The following is a 23,422-nucleotide window of genomic DNA, read 5'->3' on the forward strand; positions in this document are numbered from 1 at the left end:
ACTACTTTCGTCTGATAAAATGTAAACAATTTTAATTAACTGTTATCAAAAACGTATTTAAATTTGATACTTTTTCAACAGCAGCTAAAAACATACCATAAACACGCCATTCCATGAAATTTAAGATTCTTTTAGCATTAATTTGTGTAAACCTTCTGCAGGCACAAAAATTTTACTTTCCAAAAACCGCTGTAACTGACTCTGTTCTATTGGAAAAACAAATGCCCGGCCTTGCACAGCAGGTAATTCCTCATCTTCAGTCTGCCAAGTATAAACCGGAAAATACGGTTGACCTTATGGACAATCTTTTCCGTTTGCAGATGGCAGCTCAGGATTATAAAAATTCACTAACTTCTCTTTCCGAAAACCGCAATTTGTTTGCAGATCACAATATGGGAGGATACAGATTTATCGGATTTGAACTGTACAGCCTTGCGAAAATGGAACAAAAAGAAAGCGGCACTTCTTTTTCCCAGGCACTTCAGAAAGTATTTAATCAGAAATACGAAAGCCTTCCGGAAAAACTGATTCCCAGGCTCGGGATTGCTCTTGACGGAGATGTACGAGAATCCAGAAAACAGCTGAAAAAAATCCTGGACAGGCAAAAAGGTAAAGACAGTATTGATTATCGGACAGCCCTTGCTCTGTGCAAAAGTTATCTAAGCTATAAGGCCTATTCGGGAATTAAACCTCAGGTAATGCAGCTTACAGCATCAAAGGACAATGAAAGATTCATAACCGAAACCAGAGATCTTACCCTTAAAAACGGGAATACCCTTTCCATTACCATTGTTCGTAAAAAGGATAACACATCGCCACTTCCGGTAATCCTTACCAACAATATCTACGCAGGTTCATTTGATGAGTTCTTCGGAAAAAGAGCTGCTGTCTATAATTACGTAGGTGCTGTGGTCAATACCCGTGGTAAAAGAAATAGCAATAATATCAACGAACCTTTCGAGCATGAATCGGAGGATATTTACGAAGTGATAGACTGGGTAAGCAAACAGCCCTGGTGCAACGGGAAAGTGGGAATGATCGGTGGAAGCTATCTGGGATTCAGCCAGTGGGCGGCTGTAAAAAAACTGCATCCGGCATTAAAGACGATTGTTCCTCAGGTTGCGGTAGGCATCGGAATTGATTATCCTGCCCAGAACAATATCTTCATGAGCTATATGGTGCAGTGGATTCAATATGTAACCAACAACAAATTTACAGATGAAGCTGATTTTGCCAATGCGGTAAAATGGGATTCGATTTATACAAAGTGGTACAAAAGCGGAAAATCATTCAGATCTTTGGATGCGATAAGCGGAAAACCAAGCAAAATATTCCAGCGATGGCTGGATCACCCGGGATACGACCAGTACTGGCAGAAAATGGTTCCTTACAAAGAGGATTTCTCTAACATCAATATTCCTATTCTGACCACGACAGGTTATTATGATGATGATCAGATTGGTGCATTGTATTATTTTAAACAGCATCATCTGTATAATAAAAATGCCAACCATTATCTGGTAATAGGCCCTTACAACCACGGAGGAGCACAAAGCTTCGGATTTACTTATGTGAACGGCGCTCCTATTGATCCGGCAGCCAGAATAAGTATTGATGATCTTGCCTTCTCGTGGTTCGATTATATTCTTAAAGGAGGCCAAAAACCGGAAATATTAAAAGACAGAATTAATTTTCAGGTAATGAATACCAACACATGGAAACATGTTTCAGATCTTGATAAAATGCATACTTCAACCCTGAAATTTTATCTTCAGGATAAGAAAAACACATCCTCCGTATTTAACAGGCCAGAGACTAAAGGCTTCACAACTCAAATTGTTGATTTTAAAAACAGGGCGAATAAAGATATTTACTACAAAGCCGGCAAAAAGGACAGTATAAAAATGACCAATTCTCTGGCTTTCGAAAGTGAGGTGCTTGACAAGGATATCATCATCAGCGGAAGTCTTTCAGGAGTCTTCAATGTATCCATCAATAAAAAAGATTTTGATACGGAAACTTATCTGTACCAGATTCAGCCGGATGGGAAGCCCTCACTCCTATCCACTCATATCGTGAGAGCAAGCTATGCCAAGAACAATGAAAAGCGCCAGCTTCTTGAACCTAATAAAATGGAAAAGATTCCCATTAACAATTCTTATGTTATCAGTAAAAAGATAGAGAAAGGAAGCAAACTCCTTTTATTGGTCGGAGTGAATAAGAGTCCTAACTGGCAGATCAATTATGGTTCCGGTAAAGATGTAAGTGATGAAACAGTAAAGGATTCCGGTAAACCCATGGAGATAAAATGGTACAATGACAGCTATGTGGAAATTCCTGTTTATAAAGACTAAAACCCTTTTCCAAATACATTTCAGCGGGCTTTATGCAATACAATAATAATAAGATCATTTCATTCTTTACTGATAAAATTCTTAATTTAGCCCGCTAAAAAAATAACCAATTGAGCAATATGAAGATCTAGAACATTTTTTAATGTGATACTTTTTCATCACCAGCTCAAAACATACCATTAATGAAATTTAAGATACTCTTAGCATTATTTTTTGTCAATATAATGCAGGCCCAGAAGTTTTACTTTCCGAAAGCAGCAACAACGGATTCTGTGATTTTGGAAAAACAAATTCCCGAACTCGCTTTAAAGGTGATCACTGAATATCAGTCTCCTAAGAACAAACCGAAGTATGTACTCACATTTTTAGATAACCTGTTTCGTTTACAGCTCGCGGCAAAGGATTACAAAAGTTCAATTGCAAGTGTAACCGCTTACCGCATGGAATATGCAGATCATAACATGGCAGGGAACAAACATCTTGGTCATGAAATCTATAGTATGGCCAGGCTGATTGAAAAGGATAAAAATATTCCGTTTCCAGATGCTCTTCAAGCGGCTTTTACTACAAGATATGAAAGTTTATCCGAGCCGCTGACTGCCAAAGTAGGACTTACCCTGGATATTGATTCAGATGTAAGGGATCATAAAAAAAGGCTGAAAGCAGCACTTGACAAACAAAAAGATAAGGATAGTATAGACTATGCTTCCGCTCTGGCTTTATGTAAAAACTATGTCAATTATAAGACCTACTCAAGCATCAAACCCCAGATTATACAGCTTTTTAAAGTAAAGGAGCAGGAGAAATTCATCATCGAATCCAAAATACTTACTTTAAAAAAAGGAACAAAACTCACCATTACAATTGTACGAAAAAAAGAAAACACGTCTCCTCTTCCCGTTATACTTACCAATAATATTTATGCCGGAGAATTTGTAGATGCAGGGATGGGGAAAAGAGCAGCTGTTTACAATTATGTAGGAGCCGTGGTTAATACCCGTGGAAAAAGAGACAGCGATGACCCCAATCATCCATTTGAAGATGAAGCGCAGGATCTTTATGAAGTCATAGACTGGGTAAGCAAGCAACCGTGGAGCAATGGTAAAGTAGGAATGATAGGCGGAAGTTATTTAGGATTCAGCCAATGGGCAGCTGCCAAAAAACTGCACCCGGCTTTGAAAACCATTGTGCCTCAGGTTTCGGTAGGGATCGGAATAGATTATCCTTCTCAGAATAATGTCTTCAAGGGCTATATGCTCCAGTGGATTCAGTATGTCACCAATAATAAGCTGACCGATGAAGCAAGCTTCAATAATGATACAAAATGGGACTCTATCAATACAGCATGGTATAAAAGCGGCAGATCATTCAGAGCCCTTGATTCTTTAAGCGGGAAGCCCAGTACAATATTCCAAAGATGGCTGGATCATCCCGGTTATGATAAATACTGGCAAGGCATGGTTCCTTACAAAAAAGAATTTGCCAAAATAAACATTCCTGTTTTAACGACTACAGGCTATTATGATGCTGATCAGATCGGAGCATTGTATTATTATAAAGAACATTACAAATACAACAGAAATCCTAACCATTATTTGGTAATAGGACCTTATGATCATGCAGGCGCTCAAAGCTATGGAAATAATTATGTTTATGTTTTCGGTTATGGGAATCTACTCATAGATCCTGTAGCCAGAATAAGTATTGATCAGCTTGCTTTTTCATGGTTCGACTATATTCTGAAGGATGGCAAAAAACCGGAACTTCTGAAAGATAAAGTCAATTTTCAGATCATGAACAGTAATACATGGAAACATGTTCCTACTCTTGATAAAATGCACTCATCTTCTCTTAAATTTTATCTTCAGGATCTTAAAAACGGTTCTTCAGTTTTTGAGAAACCCGCAACTGAACAATTTACCCAACAGACCGTTGACTTTAAAGACAGAAATCCGAAATATCTTTATCATACAGTAAGCAAACAGGATAGTGTATATGTAACCAATTCTGTTTATTTTGAAAGTGAAATTCTGGAAAAGGATATTACAATAAGCGGAAATTTATCCGGAATATTCAACGTTTCCATCAACAAAAAGGATTTTGATCCCAAAACCTTATTATATCAGGTACAGCCTGATGGTAAGGTATTTTTACTGTCTACCCATCTTACCCGAGCCAGCTATGCAAAAAACAATTCCAAACGTCATCTGCTTAAACCTGGCAAAAAGGAGAAGATCCCAATCAAAAACTCATTTTTCATCAGCAAAAAAATAGAAAAAGGAAGTAAACTGGTCTTACTGGTAGGAGTTAATAGAAATAAGAACTGGCAGGTCAATTATGGCACAGGAAAAAATGTAAGTGATGAAACTATAAAAGATGCAGGTGAGCCTTTGGAAATAAAATGGTACAACGACAGTTATGTGGAAATTCCCATTTATAAAGAGTAAATTCTTTTGTTTGAGCATTTTTACCCAAATGTTTTTTAACAACTGTTAACATCAAAATAAAAAATCATTACATTTGCTTTTTTTCAAATCAAATATAGTTATTGAATGAGTCAACTTTTTAGAAGAAAAATCTATTCAGATACAGATACATCAACGGGGCTTCTAAGAGTCTTAGGGGTGTGGGACATCGTATTTTTTGGTATTGCGGCCATTATTGGAGCTGGAAGCTTCAGCAGTTTGGGAGAAGCCGTTTTCAGAGGTGGTCCCGGTGTAATACTACTCTATTTGATTTGTGGCTTTGCCTGTGGATTTACGGCTTTATGCTATGCTGAATTTGCCAGCAGAATTCCTACCGCAGGTTCTGCGTACACTTATGCTTATGCCAGTTTTGGAGAATTAATTGCATGGGTCATCGGCTGGGCCCTGATCATGGAATATTCTTTCGGAAATATTTATGTAGCCTTTTCGTGGTCAGATTATTTTACAAGCTTCCTGGGACGTCTCGGCATGCATATCCCGGATTATCTTACCTGCAGCTATACCGAAGCCAGGAAAGCCATTCAATACGGTTCAGAAAACAAAGAATTACTGAATGCCTGGAAAACAGCTCCTTTAATAGGAAGTTTAAAATTTATTGTAGATATTCCGGCTTTGGTGATCAATGGTTTGATTACATGGCTTTGCTACGTAGGAGTAAAAGAAAGTAAAAACTTTAACAACTCCCTGGTTATCCTGAAACTGGGAGTAATTATATTGGTTATTCTGGTAGGTTTTGCATATATCAACACTGAAAACTGGACCCCTGTAAGCCCTGCAACGGGAACTCCATCCTTTATGCCGAATGGTTTTGCCGGGGTAATGAGCGCTGTATCGGGAGTATTCTTCGCTTATATTGGGTTTGATGCATTAAGTGTACTTTCTGAAGAAACTAAAGATCCACAGAAAACTTTACCTAAAGGAATGATCATTTCTCTTGTATTATGTACGGTGATTTATATCGCTTTAACATTGGTTCTAACGGGAATGGTAGATTATAAAAAATTCGATGGTGTAGGAGATCCGCTTTCCTTTATCTTCGAAAAAACAAATGCCAATGTAGCCTGGATGGAGCTTGTGGTTTCTTTCGTAGCGATTGTTGCCATTACGACTGTATTATTGGTTTTCCAGATGGGACAGCCGAGAATCTGGTATGCCATGAGCCGTGACGGGCTGATGCCTGCAAGGTTTCAAAAGGTACACCCTAAATACAAAACACCTTCTTATGCAACCATTGTTACGGGGATCGTAGTAGGAATTCCTATCCTGTTTACAGATAAAACATTCATCCTTGATTTTACAAGTATCGGAACTATTTTCGCATTTGTATTGGTGTGTGCAGGAGTGCTTATGTTGCCGGCTAAAGAAAAGATTAAAGGCAGATTTCACCTTCCGTATGTGAATGGTAAAATCATTTTTCCCGTTGTTTTCATTGGCAGTCTTCTCGTTTTCTACAAATGGCAGCCGGAGTTTTTTGATAATCTGATGAACTGGTCAGATCCCAATGAGGGAGAATTCAGAGCTTCTATTTTCTTCTTTATTATCATCAATCTGATCTTATGCGTTGTCGCTTTTATCAAAAACCTGTCATTAATTCCATTGGTGGGATTAAGCTCATGCCTGTACCTTCTTACCGGAATGAGCCATGAGAACTGGTTCTGGTTCGGAATGTGGTTCCTGATCGGTATGGTTATTTATTTCTGCTACGGATACAAAAACAGCAAGCTTGGAAAAGAATTAAAGAACAGCTAAATCTACATTATAAGGCTGAAAGAAGGCAAAATAGCAAAGAGGTTACACTTACAGGGAGACTGATTTGTTGTTTTGCCTTTTTCTTTTTTTATCTGATCTTAAAAATCGGCAAAATTCTTGCTATAGCTTCATCAGAACCCATAAACTAACCGCCATGGCAGAAAGAATTAAGACATACAGAGAATTTTACCAATTTTACCTTACTGAACATAGCAAAACAGGAACCCGAATATTTCACTTTATCGGAACGTTTCTTGTATTTTTCGTGATAGGATACGTCATCAGTTCCGGGAAAGAAAGATTTCTTTGGTACATCCCTATTGTGGGTTACGGATTTGCATGGTTCAGTCATGCGGTGATTGAAAGGAATAAACCGGCTACCTTTAAATATCCTTTATGGTCTTTAATTTCTGATTTCAGACTGTTCTTCGAATTGCTTATTGGTAAACAGAAATTCTTTACCTCCAATAATCAGCCTCAGAATCAGGGTTAGCCAATGACTATAACTCTGTGGAATTTTGCTTGTCCGGATGAAGTTTCTGCCCTATCATATAGCCCAATGAAGGCAGAATAAATGACAATACAACAGGAACGATCAATGCCAGTCCTGAGCCCTCAAGAACAATCGTTAAAGGAAAGAGATATGCGTTATACACAATAAGTGCGAGCGAAAAAAGAAAGCTGTCACTATTGCTTGTAGATAGGATATTGAAATCACTTCCAAACTGATCAAACAAACCGGAACAGACAAATAAAAACATATTCACCAAAAACACCCACAAAACAGTTCTGTAGATCATTCCTTTTTTTGCATTCAGATAGCCGGCAAAAAGCAGAAAAAGAGATAAGATCCCTGAGACAAAAAAATCCGCACCGGAAATGTCAGATTCACCACCAGTCTTCCCAAAGAAATACATGGCATACAGCACAATATTGAGGAGATAGATTGCCGTTACATAATTCATACATCAAAAATTTTACTTTTCACAATCAGAAATAACTGTGAATGAATATAATTAGAATAAAGAAGTTACGGCGGGCGGCTGCGCCGCCCGCCGTAACTTTACCTTTACATTTTAAAATCTGAACTTAAAATCAGGATTTTATTTGAATTTTTTCTTAAAACTGAATTTAAGCATGTTCATCAGTCCTGGTTCAATGATATCAATTCCCAGCCCGAAATTACTGTCTGCAACGGTATGATGATCTGTTCTGAACTGTTCAAATTCACTTTGCGGAATCTCAAGATTAACAAGAGGATTGTACTCAATAGAAACACTTGCCCCGTTTTTGTTGACCTTTTTACGGCTTTTATAATCAAAATATGGATTTGCTATCGTGCATTCCTGAACCGTATATTTTTCTTCAGTATCAATTTTCTGATCTGTATGCAGGTTGATTTCGTATTTCTCGCTGTCGAAATTATGCCAGAACGGTAAATCTTTATGAATAAAATCTCTGGCGCTGGACTTTATAACATTACGGTCGAAGTACATCAGAAAGCGGTTTTTCTGTGGATCTACAAAGTAAGGATTCTCAACAACAGCGCTATATTGAATTTTCACCTCATTCAGTCTTTTATCATCGCTTACTACATCAATTGCAGCATCTTTGAATACATTTCGGACATCTGTACCATTACGGTCACCTGAATAATTAAGCGCATAGAAAAGGAAACTGTTCCAGCTGTCTATAATTTCTCTTTTGTTGGTACTTTTAAAATACCTGCGCATAGCATTGGCTCTGTTTCCTTTGTAAGTAGTTGATAAAGTGAGTTTACCTGTATTGCCCTGGGCATTCAGATCCACTTTCTCGTCAATACAGAAATAAGGGTATTTATACGATTTTCTTACCTGAAGCTCATGATCTTTTTTCACTTCCAGATAATGCATAAAATAGATAAATCCTCTGTTTTCAATCAATCCAAATTCATCACGGATGGTAGCATCTATAAAATATTCCTGTCCCTTGTAATTCACTTTTACTACCACATGATTGAAGTTCAGCAATGACGGCAGATAATATTTAATATAATAATCTGTATTAAAATTAACCAGAACTACAGAGGCATCCACCCCGATATAATCAAGGATCACTTTTAACAGAACAGATTTTGCTTTACAGTCTCCCTGCTTGTTTTCATAGGTTACTGACGGTTCCTGAGGCTTATGCCCATTCATTTCATCAGCATTGAAAATATAATAGATATGATTCTGAACATATTCTATCGCAAACTGCAGCTTTTCATCCTGATCAGCTATAGCATCCAGTTTTTCAATGAGATTAGGAGCAAAATCCTGTAAAGAAGATTTATTGAAGATCTCTTCATAGAATGGTACGATATAATTGGAAAGATCTTTCCAGTTACTTTCCGTAGCAAAATCTATGTAAGGAAAAATTTCACGTCCGGAATCTACAGGATTGATATAATTTTCTTCTTCGATCACAAATCGGTCTCCTTTTTTCAGATGATTTATTTCCGGTTCAAGAACATTGCCGAGTTCATCTCTGAAAAATGTCTTTTTGTAGGCAATAGTCTGTTCACGCTCATTGATGAATGTAAATTTAAAACTGCCATACGCCCAGTAATTATCCGGACTTACCCAGACATATTTTGAGAATTCCTTTCTCAGAAAATCACGGTCTGTAAATTCTTTGATTCTTGAATCTTCCAGAATAAGAACATCATACAGCCTAAGATCCTTGATGGTAATATTGATTTTTTTATTACTGCTTAAAACGCCTCCGCTGCTTTGATTCTCACTGTCAAGAACCTTGATCTTGGTATCCGGAATCTTATCAATCAGTACACCGTCTCTCAAAACACTGATTCTGTGAATCTGATATACTTCATTTTCTTCTACAATCACATCAGAAACAGAGGCCCTTTCCAGGTTGCCGGGTTCATTCAGTGTATAGGCCATGCAGACATACTCACTGTTTTCTGTATTGCTGGTGTAATATTTTTTATCTAAAAAGTAGCAGTAGTCACGGCCTTCATCAATTTGTTTTTTGGCGAATTCGGAGTCTTTGATTCGGAGTATTATTTCCTCATCTCCGATAGATCCTGCCCACATTTCAGGTTTTTGGATCCTGTAATTTTCAACTTGCATTTGATTTTCCATATGTACTTTACGACTTAAATTTGTGGTTAGTGATTAAGAATTTCAAATTAAACGATTAAAAAAGTAAAAAACAATAGCAGAAGTACTACAAATTCAAGAAAACCTTTTCGGCATGGTAATTGCGAGGTATGGGGGAAAAATCAAGTTTATGAAAAGTATAGCAACAATTCTAAAAGGGGCAGCACCCGCATTAGCATTATTCGCAATGACACAATGTACAACCACAGCCCATGCATCCGCAGCTGATGAAAAAACATTCATCGTAGGACCGCAGACCGCAGACTGTACAGGTGTAGCTCCAATGAAATGTCTGCAGGTAAAAGAAAACGGTTCCGGAAACTGGACGAATTTCTACAGCAATATCGAAGGATTTACTTATGAACCGGGGTATGAATATGTTTTAAAGGTAAAAACAGAGAAGATTGCCAATCCGCCAGCTGATGGATCTTCCCTAAAATATACTTTGGTAAAGCAGGTTTCTAAGACCAAAAAGAAAGAAATGGCATCCAATGAAAAGACAATTATTGTAGGACCCCAAACTGTAGACTGTTCTGCAGGAGCTGGCCGTATGAAATGCATGCAGGTAAAAGAAAACGCTTCTGAAAACTGGACCAATTTCTACAGCAGCATTGAAGGATTTACTTATGAACCGGGATATGAATATGTTTTAAAAGTAAAAACAGAAAAAATAGAAAATCCACCGGCAGATGCTTCTTCCATCAAATACACACTGATCGAACAAGTTTCTAAAACGAAGAAATAATAGAAAAAGCTCCTGAAATCTCAGGAGCTTTTTTACTATGTAGAAGGAAAGCGGGAAGAATAAAGACGATGTACTTTTGGTTGGCGGATAAAAATAAACAGATGATTTATATTTACCTCGTCTTTTGCTCTTCCTGAACCATCTGTATGCTAAAATCCGGTTTCTTTTTGAGGCGGATCCGGATATTTTCCTTTTGTAGCTTCTCCTACGGTGTTTGCTGTTGTCATGGCTACTACCAGATCATTCAGCATACCGCTTGCTGCGGTTGGTGAATTGGGCAGAAGAACAAGGTTGCTTCTGTTGCTGGCTCCCACAGAATGCAAAGTATCATAGTGCTGTGTTACCACAATAAGCGCTGATGCTTCATGTGAGTTGATATCAACATTATTCAGCATTCTTACAGATTCTTCAAGTCCTTTTGCAATTTCTCTTCTCTGGTCGGCAATCCCCTGCCCCTGCAGTTTTTTAGATTCTGCTTCAGCTTTTGCTACCGCTACAATTCTGATCCTTTGTGCTTCAGATTCATATTCTGCAGCTGTTTTTTCCCTTTCTGCAGCATTGATTCTGTTCATCGCATGCTTTACCTGCTCATCCGGGTCAATATCAGTTACCAATGCTTTGATAATATCGTACCCGTAACTGTTCATGGCTTCCTGAAGCTCACTTTTTACCGCCACTGCAATATCGTCTTTTCTTACGAAAACATCATCCAGTTTCAGCTTCGGAACTTCCGCCCGCACTACATCGAATACGAAAGAGGTAATTTGATTTTCAGGATTTTCCAGACGGTAAAACGCATCTCCTACCTGATTTCTGATAACCTGATACTGCACTGAAATTTTCATTTTAATAAAAACGTTATCAAGCGTCTTTGTATCAATCATTACATCCAGCTGCTGAATTCTGAGATTAAGTCTTTTGGCAATCTGATCAATAACAGGAAGCTTAAGATGAAGCCCTGAATGTTTTACTCCGTGAAATTTTCCAAAGCGCTCTATAATAGCAGCTGTTTCCTGCTTAACCACAAAAAACGAAGCGAACAAAATGATAAGCCCGAAGAAAATAACGGGCGCTAAATATATACCCATAGTTTTAATTTTATTAATACGTCGTTACTACTACTGTTTTGTTAAAAATATTTTGCACAAGTATTGGTTTAAATATAGGAAAATAAAATATAGCGCACCCCCATTGGGCTCACAAAACACTGCATCAACATAACATTTGGATTTTTAAATAAAATAACCGGGAAAAAAACTACTTTTGAATATTCATTTAACATCATGGTCAATTCTAAAGAAATATTAAAAGAGCACATTTCAAAATTGATATCTCTTACAGAAGAACAGCTGGATTACGTATTTGAGCATTTTCATCTGATGAGTGTAAAGAAAGGACAGCGCCTTATTTCGGAAGGTGACTTGGTCCATTATGAATACTTTGTCCTGGAGGGTTGTCTGAAATCCTTTTATATGAATGATAATATGAAAATGTTTATTCTTCAGTTTGGTATGCCTGGCTGGTGGGTGACAGATTTTGATGCGCTTTACAACAAAACAAAAGCAAGCATCAATGTAGACTGCATTACCGATGCTTCAGTTTTGGCTATTTCAAATGATGACAGGGAAAAAATCTGCAGTGAAATCCATGAGATTGAACATTTTTTCCGGTGGAGAACCAATAAAGGATACGTAGCTGCACAGAAACGCCTGCTTTCTTTCATGAATAACGACGCTAAATTTCGGTATGAAGAGCTGCTAGCAATGTACCCTCAGCTATACAATCTCGTTCCCAAACATCTGATTGCATCTTATCTTGGGGTGACAAGAGAAACTCTGAGCAGACTGCAGCAATAATCCGTCACAATCAGAACATTTAATCTTCTCCTCTATTTTGTGAGGTAGATCACGTAATTTTTATTTCCGGTCGACTGAACTTTGTGTCAATATTTAAACCCAATACAATGGACACACAAAATTTTAAAGTCAATACAAAAAACAGTACGATCAACTGGATCGGGAGAAAAGTAACCGGAGCTCATAACGGATCTATTGGTATTAAAAGTGGGGATTTTGCATTAGAAAAGGGAAAATCTGTTTCTGGAAAATTTACCATTGATACCCGTTCCATCAGGATTCTTGATATTGAAGATGCAGAAACCAATACGCAGTTTGCCAATCATCTGGCTTCTGATGATTTCTTTAATTCTGAACAGTTTCCCGAAGCTTATTTCGAAATCATTCATGCTGAACCGGGTGAGGAGAACTGCTATTATATACAGGCAAATCTTACTATAAAAGGCATTACAAACCTTGTTGATGCAAATTTGCATATTACCGCAAAAGATGATAATGCTGTACTACAAACGAAAATAGTTGTAGACCGAACGAAATTCAACATTAAATTCAGATCTTCCAATTTCTTCACTAACCTCGGTGATACCCTGATCTACAACAATTTTGATCTTACTATTCATCTGGTTGCAGATGCATTGTAATACAATTCAAATAGCAATAATCTTAAAAAATTACCATCATGCCATTCGTAAAAGTAGATGTGCTTCGCGAAAACCTTAGTCGCGAAAAAAAACAACAATTAATCAGAAAAATAAGTGAAGCTGTAACTTCAGTTTTAAATAAGGATCCTCATTTGACGCATATTATCATCAATGAAATTGAAGATGATAACTGGGGATATGCCGGCGATCAGGTTTCAGCTTTGAAAGAACAGGGATTTTCCACAGAAAAAAAATAAGCGATGAAAAAACAGACCGTATTAATAACAGGAGCATCTTCAGGAATAGGATTGGAAACTGCCCGTTATTTCTTAGAAAAAGGTGATTATGTAATTATTAACTCACAAACAGAATCCAAATTGAGAGAGGCATATCATGAATTGGGAGCCGGAAAAAATCTGGCTATGGTTGCAGGAGATGTTTCGAAAAAAGCAACAGGAGAGGCAATGGTACAAGCCGCCATGGAAAAATCTGGATCCGTTGATGTACTGATCAACAATGCCGGAATTTACGAAAACAAGCCGTTTCTGGAAGTCAGTGAAGCATATCTTGACCGCTTTTTAACGACTAATTTAAAAGGAACATTCTTTACCACGCAGGCTGTTATTCCAACGATGATCAAGCAAAAAAACGGTGTGGTAATCAATGTAGGAACGCCACTGGTATATCATGCAATTGCAGAATCTCCTTCTACAGCCCCTATTTCCAGCAAGGGCGCTATTCATGCACTTACTTTACAGCTGGCTGCAGAATTTGGAAAAGAAAACATACGGGTGAATACAGTGGCTCCCGGGCTGATCCGAACTCCAATGCATGGGTCAGATCTCGATCAGAATTCAGGGCTTCATCTTATCAACCGTATTGGAGAACCTGAAGAAGTTGCCCATATGATTCATGCCATTGCTAAAAATCAGTTAATATCCGGAGCCATCATCAATGTGGACGGTGGTATGGGTGCCGGGCATCATTTATTATGAAACTATCATTAATTATAGCATGGCTGTTCAGCTTTCCGTTGAACGGCCTTGCTCAAAACGTAAAAGAAATGAATACCGCTCAAACACCAGAAACTGAAATAAGAAATGTCATAGAGAATTATTATTTCAAAGGGATTTACGAAGGAAATACTGAGCTTCTGAAAAAAGCGTTTTTTAAAGAAGCCCTGCTTTTCGGAGATGTCAGTGGAGTTCCCTATTTCAAAACTGTGCAGCAATATATTGAAGGAGTTGGAAGCCGTGTTAGCCCGGAAAAGTCCGGAAAATTATTTCACGCTGAAATTATTTCACTGGAGGTCATCAATTCAATTGCCATGGTCAAATTAAATGTAAAAATGTATAATTTTAATTATTATAATTTCATAACTTTCAATAAGATAGAGGGAAAATGGATGATTGTTAACAAAACATTGACTCACTTACAACCTTAATTCATACTTTTAATTAAAAACCAATTCAATCATGTGGAATCACAATAGAATTACGGAGTTATTAGGGATTGAATATCCTATTCTGCAAGGTCCTTTTGGTGGAGGTCTTTCCACTGTTGAGCTGACAACAGCGGTGAGTAATCTTGGCGGATTAGGAGGATTCGGAGCTTATACTTTATCTCCACAGGAAATATATGACATTCACAAGGCGATACAATCCAAAACAGATAAACCTTACAATCTTAATCTCTGGGTAAACGATCATGATATTATTGACGAAGAACAGACAAAGCTCCAATATAAAAAGGCAGTTGAAAAGTTCAAACCTTATTTCGAACTTTTGCAGATAGAGATTCCTTCTTCTCCATCTTCTTTTGAATCAAGATTTCAGAATCAGCTGGATGCAGTGCTTTCTATACAGCCTAAGGTGTTCAGTTTTATGTTTGGGCTATTGGATGAAAATATCATCGAGGATCTTCACCGGCGCGGTACACTTGTCGTGGGAAATGCCACAACGCTGGATGAGGCTGTTGCCCTCGAAAAAACGGGAGTAGATATTATTGTGGCTTCCGGCTTCGAAAGTGGCGGCCACAGGCCTTCGTTTCTGGATCAGGCTGAGCTTTCTACAACGGGAACCTTCGTTTTGATTCAGTTAATCAAGGATAAGGTAAAAATTCCTGTTGTAGCTGCCGGAGGGATTGCTAACGGCCGTGGGATTGCAGGTGCTTTCAAACTGGGAGCTGATGCCGTACAGATCGGAACCGCTTTTCTGGCAACAGAAGAATCCGGAGCTTTACCTGCTCACAAAGACTTTCTATTTTCGGATGCAGCAAAATCTACCACCCTTTCCAGAGCTTATACCGGAAGATTAGGGCGTGGAATTACGACCAAAATAACAAGAGATCTATTGGCAGCCACAGACAGCACTCTGCCGTTTCCTTTGCATACTCATTTTATGGGAGCATTGAGAAAAGCAGCTTTGGAACAGCAAAAGAACGATCTGGTTTTCTTCTGGAGCGGTCAGATTGCACCGCTTTTAAAGCATAAAAAAGCCTCCGCTTTAATGAAATCATTAATAGAAGAGGCTTCAGAATTATTGTAATAATAGAATTTACACGGTCATTCCGATGTCTATTCCTTTAATTTTTCTGTATAAATCGGTAGCATAATTATCTGTCATTCCGGAAACAAAATCAATAACCCCCAATACTTTCTGATAATCGGTGCCATCATTATAAATAAACTGCTTTGGAATTAATTTCAAAGCTTTTTCGTCATAGGATTTTCTATTGCCTTCAGGTTTCAGAATGGAAGGAATAAAATGATCCAGCAATTCATACATTACGTTGTAACCAGCATTTTCAATTTCAACAACGGCTTTATGGTTGTAAATTTTTTCTACCGAGAAACTGGCAATGTCCTGTAAAGCTTTATTTTCTTTTTTATAAATATCAAGCAGGCCATTGCTGAGATTTCCTTCAAGAATTGCAGCAAAGTTAGATTTATACATCTCAATTGATTTGTTGATCAATGCATTAATTACTTTTGCTCTTAAATAAGAAATCTGCTCATTTTCATTGGAAATGGAGCTTAATTTTGTCTCAATTCTCTGAACGTCATCAGTTTCTGATTTTACCAGCTCAAAAAACAGATTTTTACAGTCTGCTGTTGAAACAATTCCAAGCCTGTGGGCATCTTCCATATCAATGATATTGTAACAGATATCGTCAGCTGCTTCTACAAGCCATACAAAAGGATGTCTTTTAAAAATATGCGGTTCTTCACTCTCAGAAATAAGCTGAGTTCGTTTGGCAATTTCCAGAAATATATCTTTTTCATTCTGGAAAAACCCGAATTTCTTCCTGTGAATGATCCCTTTTTTCTTGGCTACCGCTTCACAAGGATATTTCGCAATACTTGCCAGTGTAGAGAATGTTAGCTGAATACCTCCGGCATCTTTACCCTGCTGCTGCTGTGCCAGTACTCTGATGGCATTGGCATTTCCTTCAAAATTGACCAGATCTGCCCATTCCTTTTCATTAAACTTTGTTTTCAGATCCTTTTCATTTCTTTCAAAATAGCTTGCAATGGCATCCTCTCCGGAGTGCCCGAATGCAGGATTTCCCACATCATGACATAAACACGCTGCTGCAATTACATTTCCTAAATTATAGAGATAAAAATTCCTTGAATCTTCAGTGAGTTCACTTTTAAAATCTTCAGCAATAAATTCACCAATAATACTTCCTAAACTTCTTCCTACAGACGATACTTCCAAAGAGTGCGTAAGCCTGTTGTGTACAAAAACACTTCCCGGAAGCGGAAAAACCTGCGTCTTATTCTGCAGCCTTCTGAAGGCAGATGAAAAGATAATTCTGTCGAAATCCCTCTGAAAATCAGTTCGTGAAGCTTTAGTCTGTGGATTGTTTCCTGTACGTTGATTGGTGAAAATGTGGTTTAAATTCATCATTTTTCAAAATTACTCCAAATTTTAATTGTATGGAATAGTATTTATATTTTTATTAGATGGAAATTTCATTCAAAAAATCTATTATAGGAAACGTTTTTAGAGATCAGAAAGCTTAAATAAATATTTTACATTTGATACCCTAATATATAGAAAAATACATACAATTTTTTAGATTTTAAATACTTTTCATCATGACAGACAAAACATGGCTCAGCAGATGGGATGACAGATACAGCAGCGAAGCGTTTGCTTATGGGACAGAACCTAACAAGTACCTGAAAGAACAGCTTAGCCAATTAAAACCGGGCACAATACTTTTCCCGGCAGAAGGTGAAGGCCGAAATGCGGTTTTCGCGGCAACAATGGGATGGCAGGTTTCTGCTTTCGATATCAGCGCCAATGGAAGAAATAAAGCGTTACAGCTCGCAGAGCAGCAACAAACAACTATTGATTATCAGGTGGGTGAACTCTCTTCTCTGGATTATCAGAATGAGCAGTTTGATGCTGTTGCTCTTATTTATGCTCACTTTCCCGGTGCTGTTAAGTCTTCTATTCATAAGATGTTAAATCAATATCTGCGTACAGGTGGTTTTGTTATTTTTGAAGCTTTCAGTAAGAATCACCTTGAATATATTGCAAAGAATGAAAAAGTTGGCGGTCCAAAGGATATTGAGTCATTATTTTCTATTGAAGAGATCAAGTCTGATTTTCCCGATTATCATATTATTGAACTGGAAGAAACAGAAATTGAGCTGAGTGAAGGCTTATTCCACAATGGGACAGGTTCTGTTATTCGTTTTGTGGGGCAAAAGCGGTGATAAAAATATGGTCATGGGTTTTCTTGGGACAGGTCTTCCTTAAATGGAATACTATTTGAATTATTATTTCAAAATAAAACTATGCCTGAAGGTCCCTCCATCATATTAATGAAAGAAAACCTGCAGCCCTTTGCAGGTGAGAAAGTGACTGAAATTTCTGGGAATGCCCAATTTGAAAAAGATGCCTTTGCCGGCCAGATTCTGCTTGAAATTAGAACATTTGGAAAGCAGACTTACCTTGTTTTTGAAAAAGCTGCCATCCGTATTCATTTATTGATGTTCGGCTCTTACAGTATTAATGAGCAGACCAAACCTGATAAAAGCCTGCGGCTGGCGCTGTTCTTTTCTACCGGAAGCATGTATTTTTACACCTGCTCTGTAAAGCCGGTAGAACTTGAATATCTTTCCGCAATTGATTGGGAAGCTGATATTATGAGTGATGATTGGAATCCGAAGAAAGCAGAAAAAAAGCTAAAAGACAATCCGAAAATGATGGTCTGTGATGCTTTGATGAATCAGGATATTTTTTCGGGTGTCGGAAATATTATAAAAAATGAAGTTCTTTTCAGAATTGGAGTTCAGCCGGAAAGTCTATCAGGCAACCTCCCTCCTAAAAAGAGAAAAGAGCTTATTACGGAAGCCAGAAATTACAGTTTTGATTTTCTGAAATGGAAAAGAGAATTTGTATTGAAAAAGCACTGGCTGGTTCATACCAGAACTGTATGCCCGATATGCGGACAGAAACTCATCAAGAAACAAACCGGTGTCGGAAAAAGAAGGAGTTTTTATTGTGAAAAAGACCAGAAGCTTTATTGATGATCAGATTTCAAGTTTGGGCTGCTTTCCTTGAAATGTTCATCTGTTTTAATGGACTAAAAATCTTTTCCACAACAAATTTCTTTTCCAAAAACTAGACAGATTTTCGCAGATCATATCCATCTTCATCGAGATGAGAAAATCTGATAACTATTTATTCATCTTACATTTCCTGCCTCTGCATCATTTATCATCAACAAATGATGTGCATTTTTTGAACTCATTATCAGAGACATTCGCAAGAATATTAAAAAAAAATTAAAATTTCTGTCTCGAGGTATTTAACCATTCTCTCAAAATACAATCAAAACTTCATAAAAACACAAATGCAGAGGATTTTCTCATGAAAAATCTTATTACCACTTATGCAAATGGTCAATGAAAATGATTTCGGGATTTTCCTTTATGTAATGAATAAAAATTGAATATGGCAATACCAAAACAGATATTTCAGACTTTTATAACTAAAAAACTTCCTCTCATTACACGCTATCATGTCTGGAATATGAAAAGAAAGAATCCGGAATATCAATATTACTTTTATGATGATGACGACATAGAAAAATTTCTGACAGAAGAATTCCCTCCCCTCTATATTGAAACATACCGTAAACTAAGGATTGGTGCCGCCAAAGCTGATTTTTTCAGATATGCTGTTTTATACAGGAAAGGAGGTGTATATCTTGATATCGACAGCAGTATTGTAAAGCCATTCAAAGAATTGATCAAGGAAAATGATGAAGCTGTGATCAGTGCAGAAAGACACGAAAACCTGTACGTTCAATGGGCCCTTATTTTCAATAAAAATCACCCTTTTCTCAAGAAAACACTGGATCTGATGATTGATAATATAAACACTCACCGCTATCCGCATGATATACATGCTACTACAGGCCCTACTGTATTCAGCGAAGGAATCAGACAGACACTACAAGAAAATCCGGCCACTCCGTTTACATTATTTGACGGCATTGAATTCCGCGGATACTTAAAGTTCAAATATAAACTTGGTAAGTTTTTTTTATACAAAAAAAGGTCTCAGCATTGGAAGCAGATGCAAAAGCATCAGGAGATTATTTTTTAGTGGGTACCCATTTTTGAAAAAACATTAATAATAATTACCCCAATAATAATTAAAGCAATACCAATAATAGCAGGAAGGTCCGGAACCTGCCTGAATGCTACCACCCCTATAGCTGTAATAAAAACAATTCCTATACCAGACCAGATAGCATAAGTAATTCCTACCGGAATCTGGCGAAGGGTAAGACTCAGAAAATAAAATGCACAGGCATATCCTATAACCGTTACAACAGAGGGCACCAGCTTGGAGAATTCTTCAGATTTCTTCAGAAAAGTAGTAGCAATAATCTCAAATATAATAGCTAAAGCCAGGAAAATATAACTGCGTCCCATAAATTCATTCTTTATACAAAAGTAATGAAGCACTTCGGGACTTCCAAAAAGAAGCAGAATGATACTCTCGGCTTGTAAAAAAATATTTCGTCCCATCTCTGACAACCCATAAGTTAAGCTAAAGATTATATTTTAACGCATTGGTCATCCTATTCCGTTTGAGAAACGGTCATTGTAATAGCTTGTCTTTCTGGGGCTGCCATACGAATAATAGTTCTCTGTGTCATGAAATGTGACAGCTGACAAAAATTCCGAACCAAAAAGCCTGTTGAAAAATAAGTTTTCTTAACATCAAAATCCATTTCAGGTGAAAGATTACGGATAAATAAATATGCTTTACAGCAATATTATGCCAGGCATTACATATTATTTGTTTTATCAACTCCAACATAGAAGTCAATAAACGATTAACGTTTTCACATAATTTTACAGATAGAATAATAAAAGTATTAATAAATTTCAAATAATACATTAATTTAATGTAAACTAAAATTAACTAATTAATGAACCTAAACCTACGTAATACACTGATAAACATCATGAATATTCACTTTGGCACATCATTTGAAAGTAGTAATATTGCAATTGAAAAATTAATAAAAAAAAGTCAAATAATTAAAAATAATACAAAATGGTAACTTATATCGGTATCGCAACAGGTTTAGTAGTAATCGCTTCCTATTTCATGACAGTAAGAAGAGAAAGAAACTAATTTCAAACAAACAGAGTCTATAGAATATCTATACTAATTATATTGTTTTATGTTTTTAGTCTGAGAGATCAGATTGCTCTTTTACCATCGGGTAAAAGGGCCCAAAAACATAAGCAGAAAGATCTTAGTTTCATAACAAATTTTAATATCCAAATGAGAAAAGCCGGTCGTAAGTCCGGCTTTCTTTTTTTATTACAGAATTGTTCACAGATTATTTTGATCATGTGTTTTCATACGGCTGCACCTGGTTTTCTGATGCTGATTTTCAATCATAATTTTTTCCTTCTGGACCAGCCGATTATTATTATTCAGGTTTATTCCGGAATTCAATAAAGCTTTATCTTTGTGCATTCAGTAATCCTTTTAAACGTCATTATGAATCTGTATAACCTCATTATTCAGGATAAAGAACAGGTAAACCTTAACGAAGTGTTTCTCGGTACGAACAACAGGGATCAGCTTCTACAGCTCATCAAAGAACATACTTATATCAAAGAGCTGCAGGAATATGGTCTTCCGGTTAATAACAAGATCCTCCTTCAGGGAAGTTCAGGATGCGGAAAAACAATGACCGCAAAGGCTGTTGCGAACGCTTTGGGAAAAAATATCATGATTCTGAACCTGAGCAATATTGTCTCCTCCCGTATCGGAGAAACGTCTCAGAATATTAAAATGATTTTTGATAAGGCAGGACGTGAGAGATCTGTACTCTTTCTTGATGAGCTGGACCAGATTGGGAAAGCAAGAGGCAGCGATGACAAGGATGTGGGCGAAATGAGACGATTGGTTAACACTTTGATTCAATTGATTGATTATTATCCGGAACACTCACTCCTACTCTGTGCAACTAACCATCCTGAGATCATTGACACCGCTTTACTACGACGTTTTCAGCTAAAAATTAATTACGAAATGCCTTCCAAAGAATTTCTGGACGCGTATTATGATCAATTGCTGGGCAAATTTCCTGAAGAGATGAGAAACGTGGAAAGAAAATACTCTGTTTCTTTTGCGGAGGCTAAAGATTATGCTTTGACGTCCGTGAAGGCCGCTTTAATTAATAAGCTGGAAGCCAAAGAAACTGCTGCATCATGAAAGAAGATATTCTCCATAACCTCCATCTGATCCATGAACGGATAAAGAATGCCTGTGAAAAATCTGAAAGAAGCATTCATGAAGTTAAGCTATTACTTGCTACGAAAACGGTTTCGGCAGAACGTATCAAAATTGCGCTGGAAAGCGGACAGGCGTTAATTGCTGAAAATAAAGTTCAGGAGCTGAAAGAGAAATATGAAGAGCTAAAGAATATTCCCCATGAAAATCATTTTATAGGACATCTTCAGACCAATAAAATCAAAGATATCCTGAAGTATGACGTTTCCTGCATTCAGTCTCTGGATCGTATGGAGCTGGCGGAGAAACTCCATCAGCGGTTATCCGCAGAAAACAAAACGATGGATGTTTTAATCCAGGTAAACACTTCCAGTGAAGAAAGCAAATTCGGAGTTGATCCCAGTGACGCAATCGAACTTATCAAAAAGATTTCCCACTACTCTACTCTTAAAATAAAAGGTCTGATGACCATCGGTTTATTCAGTGCAGAAACCGAGAAGGTACGAGCTTGCTTTAAAATTCTGAAAAACCTTCAGCAGGACATTCTCCAAGAAAAAATTCCCAATGTAGAAATGCAGGAGCTTTCCATGGGCATGAGCGGAGATCTGGAAACAGCCATTGAAGAAGGCGCTACCATTGTACGGGTGGGAACAGCTGTTTTCGGAGCAAGGATCTATCCTGACAGGTATTATTGGGATGAAGGAAAAGCTTAAATCACTATCGAATATCATCATCTAAAATAAATTCTAAGTGCTCTTTAATAGTCTACAAATTCGGTATACTTTTTGATATAAACATTTCATAACCAAACAAATGCATTTATGAACAAAAAATTACTATCGGTAGGTCTATTCATGACATTGTTATTCTTTTTTTCATGTGAAAAAGAAAACCCACAGATAAAAAGTGGAATATCCATTGAAACCATTTCAATTATTACCTGCGTAACGATGGGCTTAGCAATTTTGCTGGCTTATACCGTTAAAAGAAGATAGCAAAAGGAATTTAAATACTAAGGCACCTCTCAATTTTTGGGAGGTGATTTTTTTGATTGAAAAGATTTCAATACAAATCTTCACCTTCACACCTTAGATATCCAGCACAATTTTTTATCTTTACTCATCATAAACCTTCAAATAAGCTTAAAATCACAAATGGAACAAAAGATACATCAGGGAAGAAACATAAAAAGATTCAGAGAAATGCTGGGCATCAAACAGGAAGCCTTAGCTTTGGATTTAGGTGACGACTGGAATCAGAAGAAAATTTCCTTACTGGAACAAAAAGAAACCATTGAAGATCCGCTTCTTCAAAAAATCTCTGAGGTATTAAAAATTCCTGTGGAAGCATTTCAAAATTTTGATGAAGAACAGGCTATCAATATTATTGCAAGCAACTTTCATGATAACGCAACAGGTGTAATTGTCAATAATTACAATCCTATTGACAAAATCATACAGCTTCACGAAGAAAAAATTGCACTTTATGAAAGAATGCTGAAGGAAAAAGATGATATGATGACAAGACTTGAAGAATTAATCAAAACGAAATAAAAAAATCATTGCTGTATTGAGATTGCTTCGCTACACTCGCAATGACTGTAAAAAACAAAAATCCCTCTCATTACTGAAAGGGATTTTTTATAGTTAAGAAACTAAG

General features: G+C 37.1%; 22 protein-coding genes. 17 read left to right on the forward strand and 5 right to left on the reverse strand.

The window, feature by feature from the left end:
• Positions 1 to 113: 113 nt before the first annotated feature.
• The 4 genes from BLW74_RS11095 to BLW74_RS11110 all read left to right on the forward strand — a co-directional run bounded on the left by BLW74_RS11095 (position 114) and on the right by BLW74_RS11110 (position 7,082).
• Positions 114 to 2,354, forward strand: a complete 2,241-nt coding sequence (locus tag BLW74_RS11095) for a CocE/NonD family hydrolase (protein WP_089692461.1) — start codon at positions 114 to 116, stop codon at positions 2,352 to 2,354.
• Between the two features lie 182 nt (positions 2,355 to 2,536).
• A complete protein-coding gene (locus tag BLW74_RS11100) occupies positions 2,537 to 4,801 on the forward strand; it encodes a CocE/NonD family hydrolase (RefSeq protein ID WP_185116351.1) in 2,265 nt (754 codons plus the stop codon).
• Between the two features lie 105 nt (positions 4,802 to 4,906).
• A complete protein-coding gene (locus BLW74_RS11105; protein WP_089692462.1) occupies positions 4,907 to 6,589 on the forward strand; it encodes an APC family permease in 1,683 nt (560 codons plus the stop codon).
• 154 nt (positions 6,590 to 6,743) lie between these two features.
• Positions 6,744 to 7,082, forward strand: a complete 339-nt coding sequence (locus BLW74_RS11110; protein ID WP_089692463.1) for an Mpo1-like protein — start codon at positions 6,744 to 6,746, stop codon at positions 7,080 to 7,082.
• Positions 7,083 to 7,089: 7 nt separating this feature from the next.
• Here the strand turns inward: BLW74_RS11110 and BLW74_RS11115 are convergent, their stop codons facing one another.
• A complete protein-coding gene (locus BLW74_RS11115) occupies positions 7,090 to 7,554 on the reverse strand; it encodes a hypothetical protein (RefSeq protein ID WP_089692464.1) in 465 nt (154 codons plus the stop codon).
• A 138-nt stretch (positions 7,555 to 7,692) separates the two neighbouring features.
• Entirely contained in the window at positions 7,693 to 9,714 is a 2,022-nt protein-coding gene (locus BLW74_RS11120) for a hypothetical protein (RefSeq protein WP_089692465.1), read from the reverse strand.
• Between the two features lie 148 nt (positions 9,715 to 9,862).
• Between BLW74_RS11120 and BLW74_RS22675 the strand changes: the two genes are divergently transcribed.
• Positions 9,863 to 10,477, forward strand: a complete 615-nt coding sequence (locus BLW74_RS22675) for a DUF4377 domain-containing protein (RefSeq protein ID WP_228424867.1) — start codon at positions 9,863 to 9,865, stop codon at positions 10,475 to 10,477.
• A 149-nt stretch (positions 10,478 to 10,626) separates the two neighbouring features.
• Here BLW74_RS22675 and BLW74_RS11135 read toward each other — a convergent pair whose 3' ends face one another.
• On the reverse strand, positions 10,627 to 11,565 hold the full coding sequence (locus tag BLW74_RS11135; protein ID WP_089692466.1) for an SPFH domain-containing protein: 939 nt from the start codon (positions 11,563 to 11,565) through the stop codon (positions 10,627 to 10,629).
• A gap of 195 nt (positions 11,566 to 11,760) precedes the next feature.
• Here BLW74_RS11135 and BLW74_RS11140 point away from each other — a divergent pair, with 195 nt between their 5' ends.
• The 6 genes from BLW74_RS11140 (at position 11,761) to BLW74_RS11165 (ending at position 15,520) form a co-directional block, all read left to right on the forward strand.
• The gene (locus tag BLW74_RS11140) at positions 11,761 to 12,333 is read left to right on the forward strand and encodes a Crp/Fnr family transcriptional regulator (RefSeq protein ID WP_089692467.1); all 573 of its coding nucleotides are present in this window, start codon (positions 11,761 to 11,763) and stop codon (positions 12,331 to 12,333) included.
• Positions 12,334 to 12,440: 107 nt separating this feature from the next.
• Positions 12,441 to 12,974 carry a YceI family protein gene (locus BLW74_RS11145; protein ID WP_089692468.1) on the forward strand — a complete coding sequence of 178 codons (534 nt, stop codon included), beginning with the start codon at positions 12,441 to 12,443 and terminating at the stop codon, positions 12,972 to 12,974.
• Between the two features lie 38 nt (positions 12,975 to 13,012).
• Positions 13,013 to 13,231, forward strand: a complete 219-nt coding sequence (locus BLW74_RS11150; RefSeq protein WP_089692469.1) for a tautomerase family protein — start codon at positions 13,013 to 13,015, stop codon at positions 13,229 to 13,231.
• 3 nt (positions 13,232 to 13,234) lie between these two features.
• The gene (locus BLW74_RS11155; RefSeq protein ID WP_089692470.1) at positions 13,235 to 13,969 is read left to right on the forward strand and encodes an SDR family NAD(P)-dependent oxidoreductase; all 735 of its coding nucleotides are present in this window, start codon (positions 13,235 to 13,237) and stop codon (positions 13,967 to 13,969) included.
• Positions 13,966 to 14,418 (forward strand): nuclear transport factor 2 family protein, encoded by a 453-nt coding sequence (locus BLW74_RS11160; RefSeq protein WP_089692471.1) that lies wholly within the window; start codon positions 13,966 to 13,968, stop codon positions 14,416 to 14,418. The genes BLW74_RS11155 and BLW74_RS11160 overlap by 4 nt, the downstream gene beginning before the upstream one ends.
• Before the next feature lie 31 nt (positions 14,419 to 14,449).
• The gene (locus tag BLW74_RS11165; protein ID WP_089692472.1) at positions 14,450 to 15,520 is read left to right on the forward strand and encodes an NAD(P)H-dependent flavin oxidoreductase; all 1,071 of its coding nucleotides are present in this window, start codon (positions 14,450 to 14,452) and stop codon (positions 15,518 to 15,520) included.
• A gap of 9 nt (positions 15,521 to 15,529) precedes the next feature.
• Here BLW74_RS11165 and BLW74_RS11170 read toward each other — a convergent pair whose 3' ends face one another.
• Entirely contained in the window at positions 15,530 to 16,885 is a 1,356-nt protein-coding gene (locus BLW74_RS11170; protein WP_089692626.1) for a deoxyguanosinetriphosphate triphosphohydrolase, read from the reverse strand.
• A 194-nt stretch (positions 16,886 to 17,079) separates the two neighbouring features.
• Here BLW74_RS11170 and BLW74_RS11175 point away from each other — a divergent pair, with 194 nt between their 5' ends.
• From BLW74_RS11175 to BLW74_RS11185, 3 genes are all read left to right on the forward strand, one after another.
• Entirely contained in the window at positions 17,080 to 17,706 is a 627-nt protein-coding gene (locus tag BLW74_RS11175; protein WP_089692473.1) for a class I SAM-dependent methyltransferase, read from the forward strand.
• A gap of 81 nt (positions 17,707 to 17,787) precedes the next feature.
• Positions 17,788 to 18,522, forward strand: coding sequence for a DNA-formamidopyrimidine glycosylase family protein (locus tag BLW74_RS11180; protein WP_089692474.1), 735 nt, complete (start codon positions 17,788 to 17,790; stop codon positions 18,520 to 18,522).
• A 427-nt stretch (positions 18,523 to 18,949) separates the two neighbouring features.
• Positions 18,950 to 19,606: a glycosyltransferase family 32 protein gene (locus BLW74_RS11185; RefSeq protein ID WP_089692475.1), complete on the forward strand. Its 657-nt coding sequence runs from the start codon at positions 18,950 to 18,952 to the stop codon at positions 19,604 to 19,606.
• On the opposite strand, the gene BLW74_RS11190 is transcribed toward BLW74_RS11185, so the two are convergent.
• Positions 19,603 to 19,938 (reverse strand): DMT family transporter, encoded by a 336-nt coding sequence (locus BLW74_RS11190; RefSeq protein WP_089692476.1) that lies wholly within the window; start codon positions 19,936 to 19,938, stop codon positions 19,603 to 19,605. The genes BLW74_RS11185 and BLW74_RS11190 overlap by 4 nt on opposite strands.
• Before the next feature lie 1,087 nt (positions 19,939 to 21,025).
• Between BLW74_RS11190 and BLW74_RS11195 the strand changes: the two genes are divergently transcribed.
• The 3 genes from BLW74_RS11195 (at position 21,026) to BLW74_RS11205 (ending at position 23,316) form a co-directional block, all read left to right on the forward strand.
• A complete protein-coding gene (locus tag BLW74_RS11195; RefSeq protein ID WP_089692477.1) occupies positions 21,026 to 21,745 on the forward strand; it encodes an AAA family ATPase in 720 nt (239 codons plus the stop codon).
• A complete protein-coding gene (locus BLW74_RS11200) occupies positions 21,742 to 22,476 on the forward strand; it encodes a YggS family pyridoxal phosphate-dependent enzyme (RefSeq protein WP_089692478.1) in 735 nt (244 codons plus the stop codon). The genes BLW74_RS11195 and BLW74_RS11200 overlap by 4 nt, the downstream gene beginning before the upstream one ends.
• A gap of 441 nt (positions 22,477 to 22,917) precedes the next feature.
• Positions 22,918 to 23,316, forward strand: coding sequence for a helix-turn-helix transcriptional regulator (locus BLW74_RS11205; RefSeq protein ID WP_089692479.1), 399 nt, complete (start codon positions 22,918 to 22,920; stop codon positions 23,314 to 23,316).
• Positions 23,317 to 23,422 lie beyond the last annotated feature (106 nt).

The organism is Chryseobacterium culicis (assembly GCF_900108365.1).
Classification (GTDB): domain Bacteria; phylum Bacteroidota; class Bacteroidia; order Flavobacteriales; family Weeksellaceae; genus Chryseobacterium; species Chryseobacterium culicis.

Bases quoted from the DNA above. Each gene is read 5' to 3' on its own strand.
- BLW74_RS11095 (WP_089692461.1), top strand. From the start codon at position 114: ATGAAATTTAAGATTCTTTTAGCATTAATTTGTGTAAACCTTCTGCAG.
- BLW74_RS11100 (WP_185116351.1), top strand. From the start codon at position 2,537: ATGAAATTTAAGATACTCTTAGCATTATTTTTTGTCAATATAATGCAG.
- BLW74_RS11105 (WP_089692462.1), top strand. From the start codon at position 4,907: ATGAGTCAACTTTTTAGAAGAAAAATCTATTCAGATACAGATACATCA.
- BLW74_RS11110 (WP_089692463.1), top strand. From the start codon at position 6,744: ATGGCAGAAAGAATTAAGACATACAGAGAATTTTACCAATTTTACCTT.
- BLW74_RS11115 (WP_089692464.1), bottom strand. From the start codon at position 7,554: ATGAATTATGTAACGGCAATCTATCTCCTCAATATTGTGCTGTATGCC.
- BLW74_RS11120 (WP_089692465.1), bottom strand. From the start codon at position 9,714: ATGGAAAATCAAATGCAAGTTGAAAATTACAGGATCCAAAAACCTGAA.
- BLW74_RS22675 (WP_228424867.1), top strand. From the start codon at position 9,863: ATGAAAAGTATAGCAACAATTCTAAAAGGGGCAGCACCCGCATTAGCA.
- BLW74_RS11135 (WP_089692466.1), bottom strand. From the start codon at position 11,565: ATGGGTATATATTTAGCGCCCGTTATTTTCTTCGGGCTTATCATTTTG.
- BLW74_RS11140 (WP_089692467.1), top strand. From the start codon at position 11,761: ATGGTCAATTCTAAAGAAATATTAAAAGAGCACATTTCAAAATTGATA.
- BLW74_RS11145 (WP_089692468.1), top strand. From the start codon at position 12,441: ATGGACACACAAAATTTTAAAGTCAATACAAAAAACAGTACGATCAAC.
- BLW74_RS11150 (WP_089692469.1), top strand. From the start codon at position 13,013: ATGCCATTCGTAAAAGTAGATGTGCTTCGCGAAAACCTTAGTCGCGAA.
- BLW74_RS11155 (WP_089692470.1), top strand. From the start codon at position 13,235: ATGAAAAAACAGACCGTATTAATAACAGGAGCATCTTCAGGAATAGGA.
- BLW74_RS11160 (WP_089692471.1), top strand. From the start codon at position 13,966: ATGAAACTATCATTAATTATAGCATGGCTGTTCAGCTTTCCGTTGAAC.
- BLW74_RS11165 (WP_089692472.1), top strand. From the start codon at position 14,450: ATGTGGAATCACAATAGAATTACGGAGTTATTAGGGATTGAATATCCT.
- BLW74_RS11170 (WP_089692626.1), bottom strand. From the start codon at position 16,885: ATGAATTTAAACCACATTTTCACCAATCAACGTACAGGAAACAATCCA.
- BLW74_RS11175 (WP_089692473.1), top strand. From the start codon at position 17,080: ATGACAGACAAAACATGGCTCAGCAGATGGGATGACAGATACAGCAGC.
- BLW74_RS11180 (WP_089692474.1), top strand. From the start codon at position 17,788: ATGCCTGAAGGTCCCTCCATCATATTAATGAAAGAAAACCTGCAGCCC.
- BLW74_RS11185 (WP_089692475.1), top strand. From the start codon at position 18,950: ATGGCAATACCAAAACAGATATTTCAGACTTTTATAACTAAAAAACTT.
- BLW74_RS11190 (WP_089692476.1), bottom strand. From the start codon at position 19,938: ATGGGACGCAGTTATATTTTCCTGGCTTTAGCTATTATATTTGAGATT.
- BLW74_RS11195 (WP_089692477.1), top strand. From the start codon at position 21,026: ATGAATCTGTATAACCTCATTATTCAGGATAAAGAACAGGTAAACCTT.
- BLW74_RS11200 (WP_089692478.1), top strand. From the start codon at position 21,742: ATGAAAGAAGATATTCTCCATAACCTCCATCTGATCCATGAACGGATA.
- BLW74_RS11205 (WP_089692479.1), top strand. From the start codon at position 22,918: ATGGAACAAAAGATACATCAGGGAAGAAACATAAAAAGATTCAGAGAA.